Origin of the sequence: Hymenobacter algoricola (assembly GCF_039539525.1) — a bacterium.
Taxonomy (GTDB): Bacteria; Bacteroidota; Bacteroidia; order Cytophagales; family Hymenobacteraceae; genus Hymenobacter; species Hymenobacter algoricola.
On record NZ_BAABDH010000016.1, the window covers coordinates 183,191 to 204,516 of the forward strand.

Genomic DNA, 21,326 nt, shown 5'->3' on the forward strand with positions numbered 1-21,326 from the left:
GCCATGGCCGACGAGCGGCAGGGCCTGAAGGCCAGCTTCGCCGACGACGGGGTGCATCCTACGCTGGCCGGCTACCGGGTGATGGAGCCACTGCCGGAGCAGGCCGTGCGCGCGGCGCGGCGGGGAAAGTAAAGCTGGCCTGCCGTGAGCCCGGGGCAGTTGCCTGCCTCGGCCGCTACTGACTGCAGAATGCGGGAGCTGCCCACTATTCTGCAGCCAGTAGCTTTTTCGCCTGTATATTGGTTGCAATAAGAACCCCGGCGGGCACCCTGCGCCTGCTGCCGGTGTTCTGCTGTTTCCCTGGCCCACCCGCCGTTCCACCTGATACTCTGCCCGTGACCCCCGAGTCTGCCCCCCGTCCCGACCTGCTGCGCCTCCCCTACGACGACTACCGGGCCATGCCCGCCATTGCCAACTCCGACCTTTCCCGCCTGCGCGACGCGCTGAACGGGCGCTACGAGAAGCCCGCTTCCATGGCCGGGGCCCTGGGGCTGGGCACCGCTTTCCACACGGCCCTGCTCGAGCCCGATCTGTACGAGGCCGGGCAGGCCGGCATCAACGACACGCTGGTGTGGTGGATGGTGGAAGGCGTGCGCCTCCGGCCCGAGCTGGTGGAGCTGCTCGATACCGGCACGCCCGAGCCCAGCTGCATTTTTACTGAGCCCACCACGGGCACGCTCTGCAAGCTCCGCGCCGACCTGGTCGTGCCCGGCACCAGCCAGGGCTACACTATCATCGACTTCAAAACCACCGCCGCCCGCGACTACGACCACTTCCTGGCCCAGTGCAGCGGCTACGACTACGACCGGCAGGCCGCCTTCTACCTCGATGCCCTGCAGGCCGACCGGTTTCTGCTGGTGGGCGTGCAGAAGGTGGAGCCCTTCAGCGTGTTCACGGTGGAGGTGTCGCCGCACATGCTGGCCGAGGGACGGGCCAAGTACCTGCGGCTGCTGCGGTTTCTGCAGCCCACGGCCCAGGTGCCGGCCTATCTGTCGGAGGCCGTGCGCGATATTACCCAGGGGTTGAGCGGGGAATAAAACCCGCCGCCGCGGCCCGCCGGGCCGCTTTTACCCGGGCTTCGGAACTGCGCCGGCGGCGGCGGCGGAAAAAAATAGCCGCCATTCATTTGGATGTAAATAATAGTTCTTCTATACTTGTTCTATCCAGCTCAAAAAGCACCCGAAAATGCCGCTTTTCCTCCGCAATATTCTCCAGAACAATAACTCGAATAATAATTTATTCCGAGACAGGGAGGCTATTGTTCCGAAGGAAAAACGAGAGAACAATAAATAACAGAAAGAGCCTTCCTGATATCGGGAAGGCTTTTTTTTTGCTCGATCTGCGCTCTGCCTGCCTTCGGTTGCAAGTTCCCGGCGCGGTGTTTCCCGCACTTTTTTAAAGCGGCTCATTCTGGTTTTTTTTAAAAAAGCTACCCACCCGGGGAACGGTAATTCTCTGCGCCAAAAACAAGCACTTTTCACCCAAAACCTTCACCCTGATACCTACTGCCATGACTGCCCCGCAGCTTCTCAAAACCGAGGAATCCATTGGATTCGTGAAAGAAACCTTCGCCCGGGAGCTGGCCCGCCAGCTCCACCTGAGCAAGGTGTCGTCGCCCATTGCCGTGCTCGACGGTACCGGCATCAACGACGATTTGAACGGCACCGAGCGGCCCGTTCATTTCCCCATCAAAGCCATGGCGGAGCAGCGCGCGGTGGTGGTGCACTCCCTGGCCAAGTGGAAGCGCGTGCGCCTGCAGGAGTTGGGCATCGCGCCGGGCAAGGGCCTGCTCACCGACATGCGCGCCCTGCGCCCCGACGAAGACTACAGCCCCATCCACTCCATCTACGTGGACCAGTGGGACTGGGAGCAGCACATGGCGCCCGAGCAGCGCACCACGGCCTTTCTGAAGGCGACGGTGGAGAAGATTTATGCGGCGCTGAAAACCACTGAGGCGCAGGTGACGGCTGAATATCCCGAAATCACGCCCGTGCTGCCTGAGCAAATCACGTTTCTCTACGCCGAGGACCTGCTGCGCCAGTACCCCGGCCTGACGCCCAAGCAGCGGGAGCACGAAGCCACGAAGGAGTTTGGGGCGGTATTTCTGATGGGCATCGGCGGCGAGCTGGCCCACGGGGAGCCCCACGACGGCCGGGCCCCCGACTACGACGACTGGAGCACCCGCAACGAGGACGGCTACCAGGGCCTCAACGGCGACATTCTGCTCTGGCACCCGGTGCTGCAAACCTCGTTTGAAGTGTCGTCGATGGGAATTCGGGTGGACAAGCACGCCCTGGCGCACCAGCTGGCGCTGCGCGGCTGCTCGGAGCGCAGCGCCCTGCACTTCCACAGCCTGCTGCTCGAAGGCCAGTTGCCGCAGAGCATCGGCGGCGGTATTGGGCAGTCGCGGGTGTGCATGTTTATGCTGCGCAAGGCCCACATCGGGGAGGTACAGGTGAGCATCTGGCCCGAGGCCGTGCGCCGGGAACTGGTGGGGACGGGGGTAGAGCTGCTGTAACCGGGGAGTTAGCCGGCAGCTAAAACCGAAAAGGGAGAATGGATGGCGGTCCGTTCTTCCTTTTCGTGTTTCTGGCTTTTTCTGCCCCTGCTGCCCCGCCTCCTTTATATTTCTCCGCTCCGGATAACGGACGGAAGCGCGGCGCTGCGGCTGTTCAGCGCTACTTCACAATCTCAAACTCCGGGAAGGAGGAGAAGTCGACGAACTGGCCTTTCTGCATCAGCCTGAGCTCCTGCTTCAGGTTTTTGGCGTTGCTGCGGGTGGTGTAGTCGGTGTCGAGAGCGGCCAAGTCGGGCTTGCCGGCGTTGACCCAGGCCGTGTACCAGTAGTTGGCCGCGGCCTGGGTAGCCGTGCGCAGCTGGCGCTCCACCATGTGCCGGAGGGCCGTGTGGTAGCTCAGGGCGTAGGGCGGGGAGTGAATCTGGCTGTTGAACACGTTCTTTTTCACCTGCCCCTGGGCATCCACGGCGTAGAGGGCGGCGGCGGGAGTAGCGGCGGCCAGCTGCTTTTCGATGAGCAGCAGCGTGTCGGCGGCAGCGTGGCTCTGGGCAATCAGGCGCCAGGTTTCGGCCACGGGGTCGATGACGCGGGGCTCGGCCACCCGGAAGTTGTAGTCTTTGCCAAACCGCTCCACCAGCTGCGACTCGAAAAAGGCGTGCACGCCCTTCTGGCCGGTGAGCTGGCCGTCGTGGTTGGCAGACGTGTGCAGGGGCTGCATGGCGTCGCCGAGGTAGTGGCCCAGGTCGGCGGCCAGAAACAGGATGTCATCCTTACGGCCGTTTTTCATGGCCTGGGTCAGCTTGCCCATCATGTCCTGAATGTACCAGGGTAGCCGGCCGCTCTTGTCGAGCAGGGCCGCGTCATACCTGGCGTAGGCTGCCTGGGAAGTCTGGGGCAGCTGGCTGAGGGGGCCGGGGCCAAAGTCTTCCAGGTCGATGAAATGGCGGGGAAACTCCGCCCGGTCGTTGATGGAGTACTTGCGCAGGTCGGGCACCACCGACTCTTCCACCATGAAGTCGATGTGGTTGTAGAAAAACGTGCGCAGCGGGGCGGGCAGCGCCAGCACGGCGGCGCGGTTGATGCGCTGATGACCCCAGGTGCCCCAGGCAAACAGAAAGGAGGGAGCCACCAGCAGGAAAGCCAGCACGGGCAGCCAGCGGCGGCGGGAGAAGGTGAGCATGAGCAGGAAAGGTGGAAACAGGGGAGACGAGACCAGGCAAAGTTCCGGCCTTTGGTGGCAGGAACAAAGCCGTGGGAGCGGGAAAAGTGCCGGCCGCCGCGGCCGCCGGGCGGGAAGTCGTTTGCGCCCGGTCCGCGGCCTCAACCCAACCCCAGCCCGCCGCCTGCGTTGATATCAGCCTCCACCCGCTCCACTGCTTCTTTCGCTTATTTTCCCTGCGCCCCATGGACCCCAAGCCCAAACAGCCCGCCAGCCCCGCCCCAACCGGCCCCGCCACCAGAAGCACCGTGTACCCCGACCAGCCCACCGTGGACCCGGCGCCCCAGCCCGCCGAGAGCCCGCCCGCCGAGAGCCAGCCGGCCCCGGCCCCCGAAGCCGCGCCGCCCGCTGAGCCCGCCGGGCCGACAACGCCCGCCGCCGAGCCCGAACAAGCCGACGGCGAGCAGACCCTGACCGACCCCACCACTCCCGTGCAGCCCGATACCAGCGGCGAAACCGACCCCGGCGCCAGCGCCAACAATGACGCGCATCCGCTGTAGCTCCACCCGCAGACCCCCGGCCCCACCGCCTTGGCCGCCACGCACGGCGGGGTTTTGACGGCCCTCATCCAAAAATCCCGACTGCGGAAGCGGCCGGGGTTTTTGCCGGCAGAAACTCTATCTTGAATCGGCGGCGGAGCGTGGGGATTGATTCACTTTATCAGCAGCACTACCATGAGCCAGAACAACCCGCTACTAGCCCCGATGAAAGGCACCGAGCACCGCGAAGTCGGCGGCGTGCAGATTGATATGATGCGCACCGGCGACGCGCGAGTGAAGCGGGTGGTGTACCCGGTGGGCTTCCGCTGGTCGAAAAACATGCGGCCGGTGGTGGGCACCACCCTGTGCATGCACGCCCACGTGGGCTTCCTGGCCCAGGGCCAGATCAACATTCAGTACGCCGACGGCGAAACCGTCGAGTTTGTGGCCCCCCAGGTGGTGGCCATTGCCCCGGGCCACGAGGGCTGGGTGGTGGGCGACACGCCCGCCGTGCTCATCGAATTCGACTTTGAAGGGGAAACCGTGCAGCGTATGGGCCTGGCGCCGCGGTGAGACCGGGAAGGAACAAGCGGACCTGCCGGAGTAAGCAACGCGCCGCCCTGCGTCCTCTGCCATGAACCCGGCGCCTTTTCAGCCGCCAGCCCCGCCGTTTGCCAGCACCGGGGCTTGGCTGTTGATAGCGCTTTCGGGTTGCCCAGCATAGGCTGCTGCGGCCTGTAGCCTCGCAGGGCCAGGATTACCAGCTCTCTTATTTCACCAGCTCTACCTGGCGCAGCAGCCGCAGGGTGGTGTCCAGGCGCTGGGTTTGCAGAATCTGCCGGTACTCCTGGCGCAGGGCGGCCTGCTGCTCGCGCTGCTCGAGGCGCTGGAAGGGCCGGACCTTGTACTTGGTGCCCGGCTCGGTGCGACTCAGGCCCAGGTAGGTCAGGCGGCCGGCCCGGCGCACGGGCTCATTGTCGCGGATGCGCTCCACGCGCCGTGAGTTATTGCCGAACAGGGTCTGGAACGGATTCAGCCCCACGTACAGGTCGGCGCGGCCGTCGATGTAGTAGCGGCCGCTGAGCTGCAGGTTGCTCAGGTTGCTGTTCAGGTCCAGGTCGGGGATGAGCAGCTCGCCGCGGTTAAGCAGGAACTCGGTGCTGACGGGCTCGAAAAACAGGTGGCTGGTCCGCTCGGCCTTCATAAACCGCAGCGCCTGGCTGAGCGCTTCCACCTCCAGCAGCTCCAGGTCGCGGATGTCGGTTTTGAGGTAGCCCGTGGTTTGGTCGAACACCGGCAGGAAGGTAGCGTCGAGGTCGGTGCGCACGTCGGCGGCGCAGCGCAGGGTGCCGCGGATGTTGTCGGCCCCCAGCACGTTGAGGCGCATGGCCGTGGCGGCGGCAAAAAACTCGGGCAGCTGAATGTCCTGCAGCAGCATCTGCACGTGCAGCGGGTGATGAAACCGGCCCGCGTCGGTAATCATGCGGCCCCGCAACGACAGCCGGCCCTGGAAGGCCTCGAGCGAGCAGTCGTCGAGGCGGGCCTCGCCCTTGCTCAGGCGCGACACCAGCCGGAACCGCCGGCCGCTGAGGGCGGCGTAGCGCACCTTATCGGCCTGCACCCGCAGCACGGCGGTCAGAACGCCGTTGGAAATGATGGTGCCGTCGGGCTTGCGGGTGGGCCGGCTGTTGAGCTGCGCCCGGCGCGCCGCCCGGGCGGCGCGCCGGGTAGCCCGGTCCGGCAGCGGCCCGGCCAGGGCGAGGCTGTCGGGCCCGTCCAGCGCCTCGTCGTCATCGTCGTCGTCGTCGGGGCTGGTTTTGGGGTTGAAGCTGGCCAGCAGCAGCAGCAGCTTCTGCACGTCGAGGGTTTCGTAGCTCAGGTTGAGGCTGGCCTCGGCGGCCACGAGGCGGTTGTCGGCCACCCGGGCCGAAGCCGTGGCCCGGCCCGTACCCCCCCGGGTAGTGGCAAAGCGCAGGTAGGGCAGCTGCACGCTGGCGCCGGTTTTGTTGAGCTGCAGCGTCAGGCCCCGCAGGTCTTCGCCGTCGGGCAGCTGCACCCGCGCCACGTCGCAGGTGATGCGGCCGTTGGCGGCCAGCAGCAGCTCCCGCAGGGCCGGGCTGGCCGGAGCCCTGGCCGAGCGTTTGACGGGCCGGGACAGCAGCGCCAGGAAGCGGCGGTAGTTGATGGTGCCGAAGCGGACGCCGAGCTGAAAGTTGATGGGCGCCACGCGGTTCAGCGAGTCGGTAGGCCAGGCGGCGGTGCCGCGCACCCGGCCGCCCCACAGCTCCCCGGCCAGGTTGCGGAGCTGCACCGTGCGGCCGTCGTGCTGCACGGTCACGGCCAGGTTGGTGAGCGTGTCGGCGGGCAGCACCAGGCGGCGGCAGCGCAGGTTCACGTTCAGCCGCACGCCCTTCGGAATCAGGCTGCTGCCCAGGTTGGCCATCGACGCCGGGGCCGGGCGGGGCCGGCGGCGGCCGGTGGCGGCCAGGGGCCGGCGGGCCATGGGGCGCAGCAGCTCCCGCAGCCGGACCACACGCAGCTCATCCACGGCAAAGTCGCCGCTGATGCGGGTGGTGGCGTGCCGGTCGATCAGGTAGTCGAACAGGTCGGTGGTGGTGGCCGTGGCCCGGAACCGCATCCGGTCGAGGACGCCCGAGGCGTTGGAGAGGCGCCAGACGTTGTCCTGCAGCCCCACGCGCACGTTCAGCTCCGACATATCCACCCCGCGGTCGGGAATGACGAAGGAGGCGTCGCGCAGGGTGACGGTGCCGCGCACCGACAGGCTTTTCTGGGGCCGCCCGGCCATGCGGCGGCTGGGGGCGGGCGGCAGCAGACCGCGCAGGCGCACGTCCATTTCGGCGGTGCCGCGGCGGGCCCGCCACACGCCCGGCGACACCACCCCGGCCAGCTGGGCCAGCTCGGTGCGGCCGCGCACCCGCCCGTTGATAAAGGGCCGGGTGAAATCCAGCAGCAGCAAAGCCACGTCGAGGCGGCCGGCGGAGGTATTGATGCGGCAGTGGTTGAGCCGCAGCGAGGTGGTCTGGGGGCTGCGGCCGGGGCCGTTGTCGTAGGTACCCTGCAGGTCCCAGTGGGTGATGCGCCGCGCCGAGTCGGGCCAGGTCAGCCGGGCCCCGCGCAGGCCGAAGCGCAGCACGTTGTGCGGGCTCACCGTGGGGCCGCTCAACCCCTGAATGGTGTAGTGAATCCGGGCTTTGCTGGGGCTGGCGGCCCCGGCCAGGTAGGGCTGCGCGGCCTCGGGCAGGGCCGCGCGCAAGACCTCGGTCAGGGGCTGCTGGCCGGCAAAGCTCAGGTTGAGCCGTGTCCCGGCCTGGCCGGGGGCCTTGGTATGAGTGCCCTGCACGCGGATGGTGTCGCCGTTGAGCGTCGCCGGGGAAGGGAAGATGGTGCCCTGCCGGGGCTCGAAGGCGTAGTGATAGTGCACCCGGGCCCAGACCGGCTCTTTTTCAAACAGGGTGCCGCCCGCGTTGCGCAGGTAGTCCAGGGTGGCGCCCAGCGTGCCGGTGGTGTGCAGCACGCCCCGGCGCAGGCTCACCGTGAGGCGGGCCCGGCGCACGGTTGCCCCAAAGGCGCTGTGGGCGTAGTCGTTGCGGGAAGTGATGCGGAAGTTGTGGACGATGAGCGAGTCCAGGGTCATGTCCAGGGGCGGGCCCTGGCCCTGGCGGGCGCCGCGCCTTTTGCCGTGCAGGCCCCAGCTGCGGCCCAGCACATCCACCTGCTCGCGGAAGTCGACGTCCGACACCATCAGGCGCGTCACGCGCACCCGGCCGCGCAGCAGGGCGGCCAGCTCCAGGCGCAGGTCGGCCCGGCCCACGCGGAACACCGGCACCCGCTGGCGGTAGGCCGTATCGGTCAGGGCCAGGTGGTGCAGCGAGGCCGTGACGTGAGGAAAATCCCGCCACAGCGAAACCTGCACCTCAAACGGGGCCAGCACCAGCTCCGAGTTGTGGGCCAGCCGCTGCCGCACCAGGGCTTCCAGCTTCCGCCGCCCGTAGCCCGACCCCAGCAGCCACAACGCCAGGCTGAGCACGAGCAGGCAAAGCAGACATCCGGCGAGCAGCAGGCGTGGGAGGGTAGACCACTTCATAAGGAATAATTCCGGCGCGGGGACTAAGGGGCTTCAAGATAGGCAGCGGCGGCGGTTGGGCATACGCGGCAAGGCCCGGTGTAGCTGCGCCGGGGCGGGAAAGAAGATTTTTTTTCGGCTCCAACCAACCTTTGCGCCCCGGGGCTTCCCTTTACGCCAAATCCCTTCTCCGTGACTCTGACCCAGGCCTCCGACTCTTCCGACGAACAGCTGCTGCTGGCGGGCTGCCTGGCCCAGAGCCGGCCGGCCCAGCAGCAGCTGTACGAGCGCCACAAGACGGCCATGTTTTCCTGCGCCCTGCGCATTCTGGGCAGCCGCGACTTAGCCCAGGATGCGCTGCAGGAAGCGTTTGTGGAAGTGTTCCGGCAGCTGGCCGGCTTCCGGCAGGAGTCGACGCTGGGCAGCTGGATCAAAACCATCGTGGTGCGCTGCGCCCTGCGGATTCTGCGGCGGGAGCAGCGCATGGAAGTCTACAGCCCGGAGCGCCACGCCGAGCCCCTGGTGGCCTGGCACGACAGCCTGACCGGCGAGGCGCTGGAAAAGGCCATCGGGGAGCTGCCCGCCGGCTACCGGGCCGTGTTCTGCCTGATCGAGGTGGAAGGCTACCGCCACCGCGAAGTGGCCGAGCTGCTCGGCATCTCGGACGGCACCAGCAAGTCGCAGCTCCACCAGGCCAAGCGGCTGCTCCAACTCAAACTGCGTCATCTCCACCTATGAGCCTCCTGTCGAATCAATCCGAAGCCGGGCGGCTTACCCTGCAGCGGGTCCTGGGCCAGCTGCCCGCCCACGAACCCGACGCCGGGCTGTGGCCCCGCATTGCCGACGAGCTGAGCGCCGCCGAAGCCATTGCCCGCGTCCTGCCCGCCCTGCCCGCCCACGAGCCCGCCGCCGACCTGTGGGCTGCCATTGCCGCCGAGCTGGATGCCCCGGCGCCCTCCCCGCTGCACGTAGCGGCGGAGCCGATGCCGCCCGCGGTGCGCCCGCTGGGGCCGGCGTACCGCCTGGTAGCCGGCCTGGCCGCGGCGCTGCTGGTGCTGGTGCTGGCCTGGGGGCAGTGGCCCGCTGCCCGCCCCGGTGCGGCGCCCCATGAAACCATTGCCTACTCCGAAGAAGTGGAGGAGCCGGCCGAAACCCGCCCCGCCTTCGCCGCCTTCGACCCGCTCGACGAGCAGGGCCTGGCCTTTATCGACGCCCACTGCACCTCGCTGCCTGCCGTGTGCCAGTCTACCGAGTTCCGGGCGCTGCGCGGGCAGCTCACGGAGCTGGAAGCCGAGGAGCAGCGCCTGCAGCAGGACCTGCGGCGCCTGGGTACCACGCCCGAGCTAATACGCCACCAGGTGCGGGTTACCACTCTTAAAGCCACCGTCACCCGGGAGCTGATTCACCTGCTTATCTCATGAAGCTACTACCGCCCTTTTTCCTGGTCCGGCGGCTGCGGCTGGCCTTGCTGCTGGCGCTGGTGCTGTGGGGCGCCGGGCTGCCCGGGGCCCGGGCCCAGCGCAAGGTGCAGGTGCTGACCCGCACCGTGGAGCAGACGCTGCCCTGCCCGGCCGGGACGCTGGTACGCATCCGGGCCGAAAAAGCCACGCTGCGGGTGCAGGGCTGGGACCAGCCCTCGGTGCAGGTGGTGCTGCGCCTGAGTGCCCGCCACCCCGAGCGCGCCGTGGCCGAGCAGGAGCTGCCGGCCGTGCGCTACCAGCTGGAAAAAAAAGGCAGCGTTATCGACCTGGTCAACTACTTCGCCCGGCCGGCCGGCAGCCCGGCTATCCGCAGCGACCTGCGGGCCGACTACACCATCATGATGCCCGCGGGCAACGCGCTGCAAATCGTGAACACCTACGGGCAGACCACGCTGCTCGACCTGACGGGCAAGGTGAAGCTGGAGCAGAACTTCGGCCAGATCCAGCTCCAGAACCTGCGCGGCACCTTCAGCGCCACCGCCCGCTACGCCGACCTGACCGGTACCCGGCTCAATCTGAGCTTCGACTGCGAGGCCGACAAGTCGGCGGTGCGGCTCACGGAGGCGGGCGGCACCTACGCCATCCGCAACCGCTACGGCAGCGTGCTGCTCGAACCTACCGGGGAGCTGAAAAGCGCGTTTGTGGACGCCGAGCGGACGGAAGTCATCATCGGCGTGCCCCAGCTGGGCTTGTTCAACTACCTGCTCACCACGGCCCAGGGCCCGCTTACGGTGCCGGCGGCCCTGGCGGGCCGGCCGCGCAAAAGCCTGGGCCGCAGCATGCTCGACGTAACCCACCAGGCCCGGCTGCCCCTGATTCGGGTGGTGACTTCCTACGCGCCCATCATCCTGCAGACCCAGCCGCTGCTGATTCAGCGCTGATTTTTTGCCCCTTAGCTACTCCTATGCCCGCCCCGCTTTCCTGCCGCATTGCCGGCCGCCTGCTGCCGCTACTGAGCCTGCTGCTGCTGAGCCTGACCCGCCCCGCCGCCGCCCAAACCCAGCCCGCCGATACGGCCCGCATTACCTACGGTGAGGAAACGGTGCCCGACTCCACCGGGTATGCCTTCGAAGCCGGCCTGGGCCGCCGGCTGCGCAAGCTCACCCGGGTGCAGGTGGAGGAGCGCCGCCTGTGGAAGCTGGACCTGACAAATTTCTCTTCCCTGCGCCAGGGCGGTCAGCTGCAGGATCTGTCCTACGGGCCCCGCCTGAGCTATGAGCACAAGCTGCGCACCAGCTGGTCGGTGCTGGCCGAGTTTACGCCCCAGGTCCTGCGCTACCGCGAAGCCGTCAACGGACCCGTCTTCAACGGCGTGGACCTGCAAACCCAGCTGGCCGGGCGCTACTACTATAACCTGAACAAGCGCATCCGCAAGAGCAAAAGCGCCAGCAACTTCTCGGCCAACTACCTGTCGGTGGCCCTGGGCACGGGCTACGGGCGGCGGGGCTACCAGACGCCCTTTTCTACCGAGGCCAGGGGCCACGCCGTGCGGGCGTCGGTGGCGGTGCTCTACGGCCTGCAGCGCCGGCTGGGCCGCTACGGCTTCGTCGATCTGAACGCCGGCATCCCGCTGCCGCTGCTGCCCCAGGCCGGCCCGCTGTTTCCCAACAACAGCCTGCACATTATGCTGGATCTGCGCCTCGGGCTGGCCCTGGGCCGCTGAGGGGCCGGCCCCTGCTTCGCCTCTTTTCACGTGTTTTCTCTAACCCGGGTTTCTGCTCCCTTTTTCCCTTTATCATGCGCAACCGTTTACTCCATCTGCCATTTTATACCCGTTCCCGCCGCGGCCTGAAGCTGTTGCCGCTATTGGCGCTGCTGCTGCTGAGCCAAGCCGCCGCCGCCCAGTGGACGCTGCAGCCCTTCGCCTTTGACACCCCCCAGGTGTTTGCCTACCACTTCGGCATCGTGAGCAACAACGTGGTCTGGGCCCTGGGCTACGACGAGGATGCCGTCAACCGCAGCGTGGTGCTTTCCACCAACGGCGGCCAGAGCTGGGCGCGGCGCGCCGTGGGGCCGCTGGCCCCGGATGAATACATCCGGGGTCTGAGCGCCACCAGCGCCACCAGCGCCTGGGTGTGCACGGTCCGCACGGCCAGCCCCGGCGGCCGGGTGCTGCACACCGCCGATGGCGGCCTCACCTGGGCGGTGCAGCCCGGGGCCCAGTTCAGCACCAGCACGCCCAACTTCGTGCATTTCTTCACCGCCAACGACGGGGTGGCCGTGGGCGACCCGCTCAACGCACCCACCGACCCGTTCGATATCTTCGTCACCCACGACGGCGGCACCACCTGGGGCCGGGCCGCCAGCGTGCCCGCGCCTCTGCCCGACGAAAACGGGGTGGTGCTGACCCCGGCCGTGGTAGGCAACAGCATCTGGTTTGCCACCGACGAAAGCCGGGTATTCCGCTCCACCGATCAGGGCACTACCTGGACGGCTGCCGTGGCCAACACCACCAGCTCGGAAATGTACGCGGTGGCCTTTCAGGATGCCCTGCACGGCGTGGCCCTGAGCGTGAACGACGTCACCCGGACCCTCTTTGAGCACGCCACCGTCGATGGTGGCCTGAGCTGGCAGCGGGTATTCTACACCGGCCCGCTGCTGTCCAACGGCATTACCGGCGTACCCGGCACCGGCCTGCTGCTGTCGGTCGGCGCCGGCGACCTGACGGCCACCGACCTGGGCTCGTCGTACTCGGCGGATAACGGGGCCACCTGGGTGCCCCTGGAAACAACCCGGCAGCACACCGGCATTGCGGCGCGGGGCGCGGGGGCAGTGTGGTCGGGGGCGGTGCTGGGCAGCACCGCCCTGGGGGCCTACCGGCTGGATGCCACCGTGCTGAGCCGCAGCCCGGCCCGGGTGCTGCCCCCGCTGGCGGCTTACCCCAACCCCAGCGCCGACGGCTGGTTCCGGCTGCCGCTGCCGGCCGCCGCGGCCACGGTGCGCGTGGTGGATGCCGTGGGGCGCGAAGTGCTGCGCACCACGACGGCCGCCGGCCGCGCTGAGCTAGCGCTTGACCTGCGCGGGCAACGGGCCGGGCTCTACCTGCTGACGCTGGAAACGGCCGCCAGGCAGGCCCGGCAGCAGCTGGTGGTGCAGTAGCTTTCCGCCTGACTTTGATCGTTATTTCACCCTTTCCCTTCGTATTATGAAATTCTCAACTCTGCTTGCTGGTAGCGCCCTTATGCTGGCCGCTTCTACCACTTCGGCCCAGCAGCTGGAAGCGGTGGGCGTGGGCGCCAGTGCCAACATCAGCCAGACCTGGGTTCGCCAGCGCCTGATTCAGGTGGAGCAGTACACCATCCGCACCGACGACGACGGCTCCCGCCTTGACGATACCGGCAACCGCTTCAGCGCCTATGCCCGCATTGGGCTGGGCGCGGGCAAGGCCTTCGTGCAGCCCGAGCTGGCCTACACCTCGGTGCTGGGCAACCAGTCGAGTATAACGTATTTCTCCCGGCCCGACGTCAACTTGGTGTATCCCGACGTGAGCTACCTTTACCCGCGGCTGCGGCGGGCCGAGGTGGCGCTGCTGGCTGGGCTGCACTTGAGCCGGCGCTTTTACGTGTTGGCCGGGCCGCTGCTGGCTGTTAACCAGCGCGAAAAGGATACCCACGGGGCTACTTCTCCGCTTCAGGAGTTGTACGGCAGCTTCAACCGCAGCGTGGTGCGGGTGCAGGCGCTGGCCCAGCTGGGCGTGGGCCTGCAGCTGGGCCGCTTCGATCTGACGGCCCGCTACGAGCATAGCCTGACGCCCTACACCCAGGAGCTACGGTACGGTGGGCAGACCTACGCCTACCGGCAGCGCACGGGGCAGGCACTCTTGGGACTGGGCTTTCTGGTGTATGACCGGCACCGGCCCTGGCGGAAGTAGCCGGGTCGACGCGGCGCAATTATCCGGCCCGGATAATGGTTAGCCGCCCGATTATGCTTAATCTTGGCGCCGTAATGCCACATCCGGCTTTCTGCTTTTTTCGCGTATGAAACTCGTTCCCCACTCTCTTCTGGCCGCCGCGCTGTGCGTGCTCACCGTCGGCTGCAACCAGAACCCGCCCGCCGCGGAGCAGGCCGGCACCACGGCCGCCCCTGAGTCGGCCGCGGCGGCGCCCCTCATGCTCGACTCGGTAGCCGCGGCGGCCGCGACGCCCCCGGTCGAAACGCCCCCGCCGGCCGCAGCGGCGGCGGCGGCGGCCACCCAGACGGTGAAGGTGTCGTTTCGCTTCAAGCCCGGCGCGGCCGCCGATGGCCCCAGCGGCCCCAAAACTACCGCCCACCTGGTTCTGCAGGGCGCCAAAACCCAGGATATCGACCTGGGCCAGTTTACCGGCAAGCCCGACGTGGTGGACAAGGAAAAAGCCAAGCTGGCCGGCTTCCCCAGCGGGATGCTGCTGGGCTTCCGCAGCTACGACCCCGGCACCGGCGCCAGCGCCGACCTGGCCGTGATGAACGTGGGCGGCCGGCAGCTGCGCATTGTGCAGCGCCGGGTGGAGGAGCAAGCCGAAAAGGTGCCCGAGTTTCAAACCTCGCGGGAGCTGGACTTACCCGCCAACGCGCTGGTTGAAGTGGGGCCGACGCCTAAAAAATAAGGCTGCTGCCGTTCTGCTGAATGCTGAAAAAGCCCCGCTGGCACCAGGCCGGCGGGGCTTTTTCGGGGGCGGCCCGGCCTCAGACGGCGGAGAGGGGGGGCGGGCAGCCGAATCCGGAAGGTGGTGCCTGCACCCACCGTGCGGCTCACTTCGATGTGGCCTGCCTGCCTGCCTGCCTGCCGCACGATGCGGCTGACCAGGTAGGCCCATGCCCGAACCGGCGGTGTGGCCGTGAAAGCGGCGGAACATCTGGAACAGCTCGGGGCCGTAGCGGGCCACGTCGAGGCCCAGGCCGTAGTCGGCCGCTGCCAGCACGGGAATGCCGGCGGGCGTCAGCTCGGTGCGTACCTGAGTGAGCTGCTCAGCAGGGGCGGCGGAATCGGGCATGAGCAAAGCAGAGGCGGCGGGAAGGGGCGCCGGGACGACTGGGCTCCGGACCAACCCGGTGCAGCACTCAGCAGGAAAAGGAAAAGTTGGCGGCGGCTTACAAGCGGGCAAAAGAGCCTGCTTGTAAGCCCGGCGGCGGCGGGCGGCGGGGAACTGATTTGCGCGCTTTAGCTTTGCAGCCCTTTGGTTCGCTTTCTTATTCCGATTCTCATGGCCCAGTCCCAGTTTGATCAGCTAGATTTTCTCAACTCCTTCGTGGCCGAGCTGCCGGGCGAGGAAACCGCCGATGCCCGGCCGCGGCAGGTGCCGGGGGTGTGCTACTCGCGGGTGCAGCCCACCGCGGTGCGCGAGCCCCGACTGCTGGCCTGGTCCGACGCGCTGGCGGCCACGCTGGGCGTAGCCCGGCCACCGGCTGCGGGCCGGGCCGTGGATGCGCTGGCCGGCAACCTGGTGACGGCCACCATGCAGCCGTTTGCCGCCCGCTACGGCGGCCACCAGTTTGGCAGCTGGGCCGGGCAGCTCGGCGACGGGCGGGCCATGTCGCTGGGGGAGGTGCTGGCCCCGGACGGCCGCCGCTGGGAAATTCAGCTCAAGGGGGCCGGCCCCACGCCCTACTCGCGCCGCGCCGACGGCCGGGCGGTGCTGCGCTCCTCGGTGCGGGAGTTTCTGTGCTCGGAGGCCATGCACGCGCTGGGCGTGCCCACCACCCGGGCGCTGAGCCTGGTGAGCACCGGCGACGCGGTGGTGCGCGACATGTTCTACGACGGCAATGCCCAGCCCGAGCCCGGCGCCATTGTGGCGCGGGTGGCGCCTACGTTCGTGCGCTTCGGCAACTTCCAGCTGCTGACCGCAACTGGGGAAACTGACAACCTGCGGACCCTGGCCGACTACGTTATCCGCCACCACCACCCCGAGCTGGGGGCGCCGTCGGCGGAGGGATACCGGCAGTGGTTTGCGGAGGTATGCCGGCGCACGGCGGTGATGGTGGCGCATTGGATGACGGTGGGCTTTGTGCACGGGGTGATGAACACGGACAACATGTCCATCCTGGGTCTGACCATCGACTACGGCCCCTACGGCTGGCTGGAGCCCTACGAGCCGGGCTGGACGCCCAACACCACCGACTTCAGCCAGCACCGCTACGCCTTCGGGCAGCAGCCCCAGGTGGCCCTCTGGAACCTGGCCCAGCTGGGCCGCGCCCTCACGCCCCTGGTGTCCGACGTGGCCGGGCTGAACGAGGCGCTGAACACCTACCGCGACACCTTCCTCACCACCCAGCACGAGCTGCTGCGCCGCAAGCTGGGCCTGAGCACCGGGCAGGCGGCCGATGCGGCCCTGCTGGCCGACCTGCCCCAGGGGCTGACGGCCTCGGAAATGGACATGACCGTATTTTTCCGCCGCCTCTCGCACCTGGTGCCGGTGCTGTGGGAGCCGGCCCAGGAAGAAGCCGCCTTCGAGGAGCTGGTGGAATCAGCTTCTTACCTGCCCGAGCCGGGGCCGGTACACGCCGCCCTGCGCACCTGGCTGGGACGCTACGCCGCCCGGCTGCGGCAGGAAACGGCCGGCGTGGAGGCCATCCGGGCCGGGATGCTGGCGGCCAACCCCAAGTACGTGCTGCGCAACTACCTGGCCCAGCAGGCCACCGAAGCCGCCGAAGCCGGCGACCTGACCCTGCTCGAAACCCTGCTGGCCGTGCTGCAAAAGCCTTTCGACGAGCACCCCGCGCACGAAGCCCTGGCGGCCCGGCGGCCGGAGTGGGCGCGCGACAAGCCCGGCGCCGCCACGCTCTCGTGTAGCTCCTAGATCTTGCCCCGGGTTCTGACGTTAGCGGCACCTGCGCCGGGTGGCAGTAATCCCGTTGCGGGTTCAGCCGTAGGAACAGGACCGGCCGCCGGGGATTCTGCCGTTAATTGCTACGCTATGGCTTCTTTCTCCGAAGAGTTTCTGTGTAATCCGGCCACCGTGGGCTCCCTGGTGCCCAGCTCCCCGGCCGCTGGCTGGCAGCTTAGCTCGGCTGCTGGCTGGTCGGCAAAGCGGCCGGCGTCTGCCGCTCCTCGTAGGAACTCTACCGCCGAATACTGAACTTAACCGGCCCGGCCGGCTTGAGGCTGCTACCTGCCCTAGAGGGCAGGCAGCGCCCCCGGCCGGCTAGTTTACCGCAGGGCCTTCCGGCGCTGCGTCCTTTCCACGGGCTCCCTTTCATGATTCCCGACTATCAGCCATCCGCGGAGCTGCTGCACTCGTTCGGCTTCCGGCCCTACGCCGCCCCACCCCGGCAGCAGCGCTACAGCCGCCCCAGCGAGTGCGGGCAGGAAACCATCGTCCTCTACGACGACGGGGAAATGACCCTGCTCGAAGCCGTGGAAGGCCGGCTGCTCTACAGCTTCCAGGGCCGGGTGGCCTCGGAGGCGGAGCTGCGGGTGCTGCTGCGGCAGGTAAACTGGCCGGCGGAAGTGGCGGCGGCGGGGTAATGCTCCTGGCCCCGCCTGGGTTGCGTCACCAAGCCGGGCTACTCTGCCGGGCTGGGGGAGTGGGTTTCGCTTAGTCCGGGCTCTTGGTCCAGAGCCAGGATCTTGGCTTTATAAGCGGGCGGCAGCAGCACCGCTTTGGCCCAGCGGCCCGGGGCCAGATGTTGAGTGAGCCGGTAGAAGGGCAGCACCGGCCGCAACCAGGACGCGCGGCCCAAATTCAGCAGCTCGCGCACCAGGGGCGGCGCCACCAGGCGCTGGGCGTGCAGCAGCAGCCAGTAGCGGCCCGCCCCCAGGTGGCGGCGGTACTGCTGGTAGAGGTCGGTGGTGAAGCGGCTGTATTCCAGGTCGGCGGCCAGGTGCTGCTGGCGCACCACCAGCCAGGCGGGGTACGAGGCGGGCAGCTCGGGAATGCCCATGCGCCGGCCCACGCGGGCAAATACGTCGAATACCTCCTCTTTCTCGGCGGCCGTGAGCGGGCGCTCCAGCACTTCGAAGGCCCGGATGGAATAGTCGATGAGCAGAAACAGTACGTCGCGGTAGGCCCAGTCGGGGATGGCCTGGCCGCGCTTGGCTTCCACGGCCCCGTGGATAGCGGCAATGGTGTCGATGGCCCGCTCAGCGCCAAGGCGCTCGGCAAACACGATCTGCCGGGCGTACTCTACCGTGGAAAACAAGCGGGCCAGCGGATCGGCGGGCAGGCGGCCGGTAAAATAAAGCCAGTCGACGGCTTTGTTCAGGGCAAATTCGGCCGCGGCGCCGGCAAAGATAAACAGCACCGTATCGGCCTTCCCCCAGATGGTGCGCACGACCGATTGCTTGGCCACAAAGTATTCCATGCCGCAAGAACCGGAAAGCGGCGCAAAAAACTCCCGCCAGGTAACGGGCTGCCGCTAATCGGTAGCAGCTGGTGCTACTGCTCCTGCGGGTGGAAGGTAAGCACCGGCGCCGCGGCCTGCACGGCGACGCCCTCGGCCAGGTTGCCGTGCAGCAGGTGCTGCAGGCCGGTGTGGCCATGGGTGAGCATCACCACCAGATCGGCGTGGGCCTCCTCGGCGAAGCGCGGAATGCCGGCCCGGACCTGGGGGGCGTTGAACACGTCGGCCTCGTAGGCGGCCAGCTGGTGCCGGTCGGCAAAGGCGTGGACGCGGTCCAGGGCCGCCGCGTAGCCCTCGGCGCTGGTTTCAACGTCGAGCAGGTGCAGCGTCGCCTCGGGAAAGGTGATGCACAGGTGGCGCAGCTGGGGCATCAGGCGGTCGGCCTCGTGGGAGAAATCGGAAGCAAATACGATGGAGCGCACCTCGAAGTGCGGGGCGGGGTGCTTTACCGTGAGCACGGCGCAGGGCGCCAGCCGCACAAGCCGCTCGGGGTGGGAGTCGGGCGTGAACAGGTGAAAAGCCGGCGCATGCTCCCGGGCCCCCATTACCACCAGGTCGATGTGCAGCTCGCCGATAGCGTCCAGGATGGCTTCGTCGACGTCGTGGCCGGTGGCAATCCGGTCCTGCATGGCCACATCGGGGGCCAGCCGGGCCACATCGGCCATCAGCTCGTGCATCCGGCGCTTGATGCGCTGCAGCAGCTGCACGATAAAGACGCCCTGCCGGGCCGAGGCACTGGCCACGCCGCCCGTGGTTATCATCCCGGAGGTCCGGGGCAGGTCAACTACGTGCAGCAGGGTAACCTGCCCACCAGTACGCTGGGCCAGTTGCAGCGCTACCTCCAGGGCATTGCGCGCTTCCACCGAAAAGTCGGTGGGGACAAGAACATTTTGCATGGTGTGGGGTGGTAAAAAGTGAGGTATACTCGGGCGAGGCACTGCTGGTAAGACAGTAGTACAATTTACAAAAAAAACTAGAAATAAAACGATGAAGCTCCGCTGGTAAATGCCACCGGATCAGCCCCCCCCCAAACCCAGCGGCCCCGACAAATGCCGGGGCCGCGGAGCTGTTGCAAACGGGAAAAGTCCAGGCGCTATTCCTTCATAATACGCTGGGTTTGGTTGAGATTGCGGCCCTTCAGCCGCAGCAGGTAAATACCCGGGGCCAGGTGGGCCGTCGAGCGGTTTAGCTCGGTTTGCAGCAGCGCCACCGGTCCCGACAAGCGGAGCATGGGCGCCCCCTGGGGCAGGGAGATTTCCAGGCTCAGCGGCCCGGTAGTGGCGGGCAGACTGCTCAGACTGAACAGGCTGGCTCCTCCCACCGGATTGGGATACACGTACAGCCGCGCCGCCGATACGCTGCTCGGGGCCAGCCCCGCGAAGTTTACGCCAATGAGCACCGGGTCGTGGTCGGAGCAGCGGAAGGGGCTGGCGAAATCGGTGGCGCCGCCAGCCTGGTCGTACTGCAGGAAGATGGGCTCGGCCGAGTTGATGTTCCACTTGTGCACGTCGATAAAGCCGACCATGTTGGGCGTCACGATGCAGTGGTCGAGGGAGCCGGTGAGGCCCTTAAACACGTAGGAGGCGCTGGTAGGCGGCGTGACGACTACCATGCCCGCCGCCCGCATAATGTCGATGGGGTCTTCCTCGTAGTTGGCGTTGTAGTCGCCGATGCTGACCACGCGGGACGTGCCGGCGGGCTTCACGGTGCCGTTGATGAACTGCACCAGGGCGCGGGCCTGGGCGCGGCGGCGGTTGTTGGAGCCGCCCTGCCCGTCGTTGAGGTCGGCATCGGGCCCGCTGCCGCTGCCCTTGGATTTTAAGTGGTTGACAACCAGGCCCAAAGTATCGGGGTGCGGGGCGCGGGTGATGAACAGCTGGGCCAGGGGCGGCCGCTCAAAGATGCCCTGGTCCGCCGCCACCAACGCTGGCCCCAGGGGGCGCACGGCGGCGGGCTTATACAGGATGGCACAGTGGATGGCGTCGGTATTGTTCGGCTGTTGGGTGGCGCCCCCGTCATTGACGAACGTGTAGGTACCCGCCCCCATCGTCTTGTTGAGGCCCCGCACCAGATCCTGCAGGGCCGAGGTGGTTTCCGTGCCGTCGTTTTCGATTTCGGTCAGCCCGATGACGTCGGCGTTCATCCGGGCCAGGGCCACGATGATCTTGTTGCGCTGGCGGGCAAAGTCCGCCGCGGTTTTGGCCCCGCGGGCCGTGGGAAAGCCGCCGCCGGCCCCGTCGCCGTTAAAATAGTTGAGCACGTTGAAGCTGACCACCTTCAGATCGACGCGGCCGAAAGTGGGCACCTCGGGGCGCTTCACCACGAACACCGGCGCGTCGGGGCCGGGCAGGGGCTGGATGCGCCACCTGCCGAAGCCGTAGCCCAGCACCCCGCGCAGCTGGGCCACTTTGCTGCCCACCCGCACCGTGCCCAGCGTGGGGCTGAGGTAGGGCACCGGCTGGGGTGCGCTGGCCGAGCTGCCGTCGTCGAGCAGGATGCTGCGCTCGGTGTTGGCGGCCTGGTAAGCCAGGATGGCGGGCACGTTGGCGGTGCCCGTGCTGGTGGTGCCGGTGGCCGGTGCGTCGTTGGGGTCAATAAACTGGGTGGACTGGTAGGTCACGCCGCCCGTCGTGAGCATAATTTCGCCGCGCTGCTGCAGGCTGTACACTTCCGACACGGTCAGGGGCACCGGCACCTGGACGCGCATGCCTTCGTAGCGCTCCAGCGCAGCACCGGTAAAGGACGTGGCGGCCAGCAGCACGAACCCGGGCAACGCATTGCCACTGGACAGCACCGTGACGGCCGGCTTGGTGAGCACCGCCTGATCGAACGAGGGGGCCTCGGCCACTTCCACGATGGTGCCGGTGATGCGGACTTTGTCGCCGATGGCCACGATGGGCGAAAGCTGGGCCACAAACAGGGCATCGGAGGTAGCCGCGTTACCGTCGGAGGCGGACGCCAGCTCCTGCACGTAAAACCCGGCGGGGTTGAGGCCGGCATACACGGCCGTCACGATGCCCTCCACGGTGTACGTACCGGCCTGGGCCGCGCCGCCCGTGCCCTGAATGGCGCCGATACGGGTAATGCCGGCCGCCGTGGGGTCAGTAGACCGCGGCCGGGCCCGGCTGGCCGGGGAGCTGAGCAGCAGCAGCGCAGCCACCAGTGGCGCGGAGCAGAAAGGTAGAGGGGAGCGAAGCATGTAAAAAGAGGCAACAGGTGGGATAAACAG

19 protein-coding genes are annotated in these 21,326 nt (G+C 67.6%); 14 read left to right on the plus strand and 5 right to left on the minus strand.

What is annotated here, in order from left to right; translation table 11 throughout:
* The first annotated feature begins 3 nt into the window (after window positions 1-3).
* The 3 genes from ABD842_RS04895 (at window position 4) to asnA (ending at window position 2,518) form a co-directional block, all read left to right on the plus strand.
* Complete coding sequence (locus ABD842_RS04895; RefSeq protein WP_345110851.1) at window positions 4-132, plus strand: hypothetical protein; 129 nt, start codon at window positions 4-6, stop codon at window positions 130-132.
* Between the two features lie 203 nt (window positions 133-335).
* On the plus strand, window positions 336-1,037 hold the full coding sequence (locus ABD842_RS04900) for a PD-(D/E)XK nuclease-like domain-containing protein (RefSeq protein WP_345110854.1): 702 nt from the start codon (window positions 336-338) through the stop codon (window positions 1,035-1,037).
* A 473-nt stretch (window positions 1,038-1,510) separates the two neighbouring features.
* Window positions 1,511-2,518 carry an aspartate--ammonia ligase gene (gene asnA / locus ABD842_RS04905; protein ID WP_345110857.1) on the plus strand — a complete coding sequence of 336 codons (1,008 nt, stop codon included), beginning with the start codon at window positions 1,511-1,513 and terminating at the stop codon, window positions 2,516-2,518.
* A 160-nt stretch (window positions 2,519-2,678) separates the two neighbouring features.
* Here the strand turns inward: asnA and ABD842_RS04910 are convergent, their stop codons facing one another.
* The gene (locus tag ABD842_RS04910) at window positions 2,679-3,698 is read right to left on the minus strand and encodes a zinc dependent phospholipase C family protein (protein ID WP_345110860.1); all 1,020 of its coding nucleotides are present in this window, start codon (window positions 3,696-3,698) and stop codon (window positions 2,679-2,681) included.
* Between the two features lie 224 nt (window positions 3,699-3,922).
* Here ABD842_RS04910 and ABD842_RS04915 point away from each other — a divergent pair, with 224 nt between their 5' ends.
* Both ABD842_RS04915 and ABD842_RS04920 read left to right on the plus strand, forming a co-directional pair.
* Window positions 3,923-4,237: a hypothetical protein gene (locus ABD842_RS04915; RefSeq protein WP_345110863.1), complete on the plus strand. Its 315-nt coding sequence runs from the start codon at window positions 3,923-3,925 to the stop codon at window positions 4,235-4,237.
* 174 nt (window positions 4,238-4,411) lie between these two features.
* Window positions 4,412-4,789: a cupin domain-containing protein gene (locus ABD842_RS04920; protein ID WP_345110865.1), complete on the plus strand. Its 378-nt coding sequence runs from the start codon at window positions 4,412-4,414 to the stop codon at window positions 4,787-4,789.
* A gap of 196 nt (window positions 4,790-4,985) precedes the next feature.
* On the opposite strand, the gene ABD842_RS04925 is transcribed toward ABD842_RS04920, so the two are convergent.
* Window positions 4,986-8,321, minus strand: coding sequence for an AsmA-like C-terminal region-containing protein (locus ABD842_RS04925; protein WP_345110867.1), 3,336 nt, complete (start codon window positions 8,319-8,321; stop codon window positions 4,986-4,988).
* A gap of 171 nt (window positions 8,322-8,492) precedes the next feature.
* On the opposite strand from ABD842_RS04925, the gene ABD842_RS04930 reads away from it, so the two are divergent.
* From ABD842_RS04930 to ABD842_RS04970, 9 genes are all read left to right on the plus strand, one after another.
* Window positions 8,493-9,038 (plus strand): RNA polymerase sigma factor, encoded by a 546-nt coding sequence (locus ABD842_RS04930; RefSeq protein WP_345110869.1) that lies wholly within the window; start codon window positions 8,493-8,495, stop codon window positions 9,036-9,038.
* The gene (locus ABD842_RS04935) at window positions 9,035-9,721 is read left to right on the plus strand and encodes a hypothetical protein (protein WP_345110872.1); all 687 of its coding nucleotides are present in this window, start codon (window positions 9,035-9,037) and stop codon (window positions 9,719-9,721) included. Before ABD842_RS04930 ends, ABD842_RS04935 begins: the two co-directional genes overlap by 4 nt.
* The gene (locus tag ABD842_RS04940) at window positions 9,718-10,662 is read left to right on the plus strand and encodes a hypothetical protein (protein WP_345110874.1); all 945 of its coding nucleotides are present in this window, start codon (window positions 9,718-9,720) and stop codon (window positions 10,660-10,662) included. Before ABD842_RS04935 ends, ABD842_RS04940 begins: the two co-directional genes overlap by 4 nt.
* Window positions 10,663-10,685: 23 nt before the next feature.
* Window positions 10,686-11,444, plus strand: a complete 759-nt coding sequence (locus tag ABD842_RS04945) for a hypothetical protein (protein WP_345110876.1) — start codon at window positions 10,686-10,688, stop codon at window positions 11,442-11,444.
* 74 nt (window positions 11,445-11,518) lie between these two features.
* Window positions 11,519-12,880, plus strand: a complete 1,362-nt coding sequence (locus tag ABD842_RS04950) for a YCF48-related protein (RefSeq protein WP_345110878.1) — start codon at window positions 11,519-11,521, stop codon at window positions 12,878-12,880.
* A gap of 46 nt (window positions 12,881-12,926) precedes the next feature.
* Window positions 12,927-13,652 (plus strand): porin family protein, encoded by a 726-nt coding sequence (locus ABD842_RS04955; protein ID WP_345110879.1) that lies wholly within the window; start codon window positions 12,927-12,929, stop codon window positions 13,650-13,652.
* A gap of 106 nt (window positions 13,653-13,758) precedes the next feature.
* Complete coding sequence (locus tag ABD842_RS04960; RefSeq protein ID WP_345110881.1) at window positions 13,759-14,364, plus strand: hypothetical protein; 606 nt, start codon at window positions 13,759-13,761, stop codon at window positions 14,362-14,364.
* Between the two features lie 570 nt (window positions 14,365-14,934).
* Window positions 14,935-16,554 carry a protein adenylyltransferase SelO gene (locus ABD842_RS04965; RefSeq protein ID WP_345110884.1) on the plus strand — a complete coding sequence of 540 codons (1,620 nt, stop codon included), beginning with the start codon at window positions 14,935-14,937 and terminating at the stop codon, window positions 16,552-16,554.
* A gap of 398 nt (window positions 16,555-16,952) precedes the next feature.
* Window positions 16,953-17,222, plus strand: coding sequence for a hypothetical protein (locus ABD842_RS04970; protein ID WP_345110887.1), 270 nt, complete (start codon window positions 16,953-16,955; stop codon window positions 17,220-17,222).
* Between the two features lie 38 nt (window positions 17,223-17,260).
* On the opposite strand, the gene ABD842_RS04975 is transcribed toward ABD842_RS04970, so the two are convergent.
* The 3 genes from ABD842_RS04975 to ABD842_RS04985 all read right to left on the minus strand — a co-directional run bounded on the left by ABD842_RS04975 (window position 17,261) and on the right by ABD842_RS04985 (window position 21,296).
* Entirely contained in the window at window positions 17,261-18,058 is a 798-nt protein-coding gene (locus tag ABD842_RS04975; RefSeq protein ID WP_345110890.1) for an oxygenase MpaB family protein, read from the minus strand.
* 74 nt (window positions 18,059-18,132) lie between these two features.
* The gene (locus ABD842_RS04980) at window positions 18,133-18,993 is read right to left on the minus strand and encodes a universal stress protein (RefSeq protein ID WP_345110893.1); all 861 of its coding nucleotides are present in this window, start codon (window positions 18,991-18,993) and stop codon (window positions 18,133-18,135) included.
* A 197-nt stretch (window positions 18,994-19,190) separates the two neighbouring features.
* Window positions 19,191-21,296, minus strand: a complete 2,106-nt coding sequence (locus tag ABD842_RS04985; RefSeq protein ID WP_345110896.1) for an ExeM/NucH family extracellular endonuclease — start codon at window positions 21,294-21,296, stop codon at window positions 19,191-19,193.
* Window positions 21,297-21,326 lie beyond the last annotated feature (30 nt).

Bases quoted from the DNA above. Each gene is read 5' to 3' on its own strand.
- ABD842_RS04955 (WP_345110879.1), top strand. From the start codon at position 12,927: ATGAAATTCTCAACTCTGCTTGCTGGTAGCGCCCTTATGCTGGCCGCT.
- ABD842_RS04980 (WP_345110893.1), bottom strand. From the start codon at position 18,993: ATGCAAAATGTTCTTGTCCCCACCGACTTTTCGGTGGAAGCGCGCAAT.
- ABD842_RS04920 (WP_345110865.1), top strand. From the start codon at position 4,412: ATGAGCCAGAACAACCCGCTACTAGCCCCGATGAAAGGCACCGAGCAC.
- ABD842_RS04935 (WP_345110872.1), top strand. From the start codon at position 9,035: ATGAGCCTCCTGTCGAATCAATCCGAAGCCGGGCGGCTTACCCTGCAG.
- ABD842_RS04895 (WP_345110851.1), top strand. From the start codon at position 4: ATGGCCGACGAGCGGCAGGGCCTGAAGGCCAGCTTCGCCGACGACGGG.
- ABD842_RS04910 (WP_345110860.1), bottom strand. From the start codon at position 3,698: ATGCTCACCTTCTCCCGCCGCCGCTGGCTGCCCGTGCTGGCTTTCCTG.
- ABD842_RS04985 (WP_345110896.1), bottom strand. From the start codon at position 21,296: ATGCTTCGCTCCCCTCTACCTTTCTGCTCCGCGCCACTGGTGGCTGCG.
- ABD842_RS04945 (WP_345110876.1), top strand. From the start codon at position 10,686: ATGCCCGCCCCGCTTTCCTGCCGCATTGCCGGCCGCCTGCTGCCGCTA.
- ABD842_RS04960 (WP_345110881.1), top strand. From the start codon at position 13,759: ATGAAACTCGTTCCCCACTCTCTTCTGGCCGCCGCGCTGTGCGTGCTC.
- ABD842_RS04940 (WP_345110874.1), top strand. From the start codon at position 9,718: ATGAAGCTACTACCGCCCTTTTTCCTGGTCCGGCGGCTGCGGCTGGCC.
- ABD842_RS04950 (WP_345110878.1), top strand. From the start codon at position 11,519: ATGCGCAACCGTTTACTCCATCTGCCATTTTATACCCGTTCCCGCCGC.
- ABD842_RS04970 (WP_345110887.1), top strand. From the start codon at position 16,953: ATGATTCCCGACTATCAGCCATCCGCGGAGCTGCTGCACTCGTTCGGC.
- ABD842_RS04925 (WP_345110867.1), bottom strand. From the start codon at position 8,321: ATGAAGTGGTCTACCCTCCCACGCCTGCTGCTCGCCGGATGTCTGCTT.
- asnA (WP_345110857.1), top strand. From the start codon at position 1,511: ATGACTGCCCCGCAGCTTCTCAAAACCGAGGAATCCATTGGATTCGTG.
- ABD842_RS04915 (WP_345110863.1), top strand. From the start codon at position 3,923: ATGGACCCCAAGCCCAAACAGCCCGCCAGCCCCGCCCCAACCGGCCCC.
- ABD842_RS04975 (WP_345110890.1), bottom strand. From the start codon at position 18,058: ATGGAATACTTTGTGGCCAAGCAATCGGTCGTGCGCACCATCTGGGGG.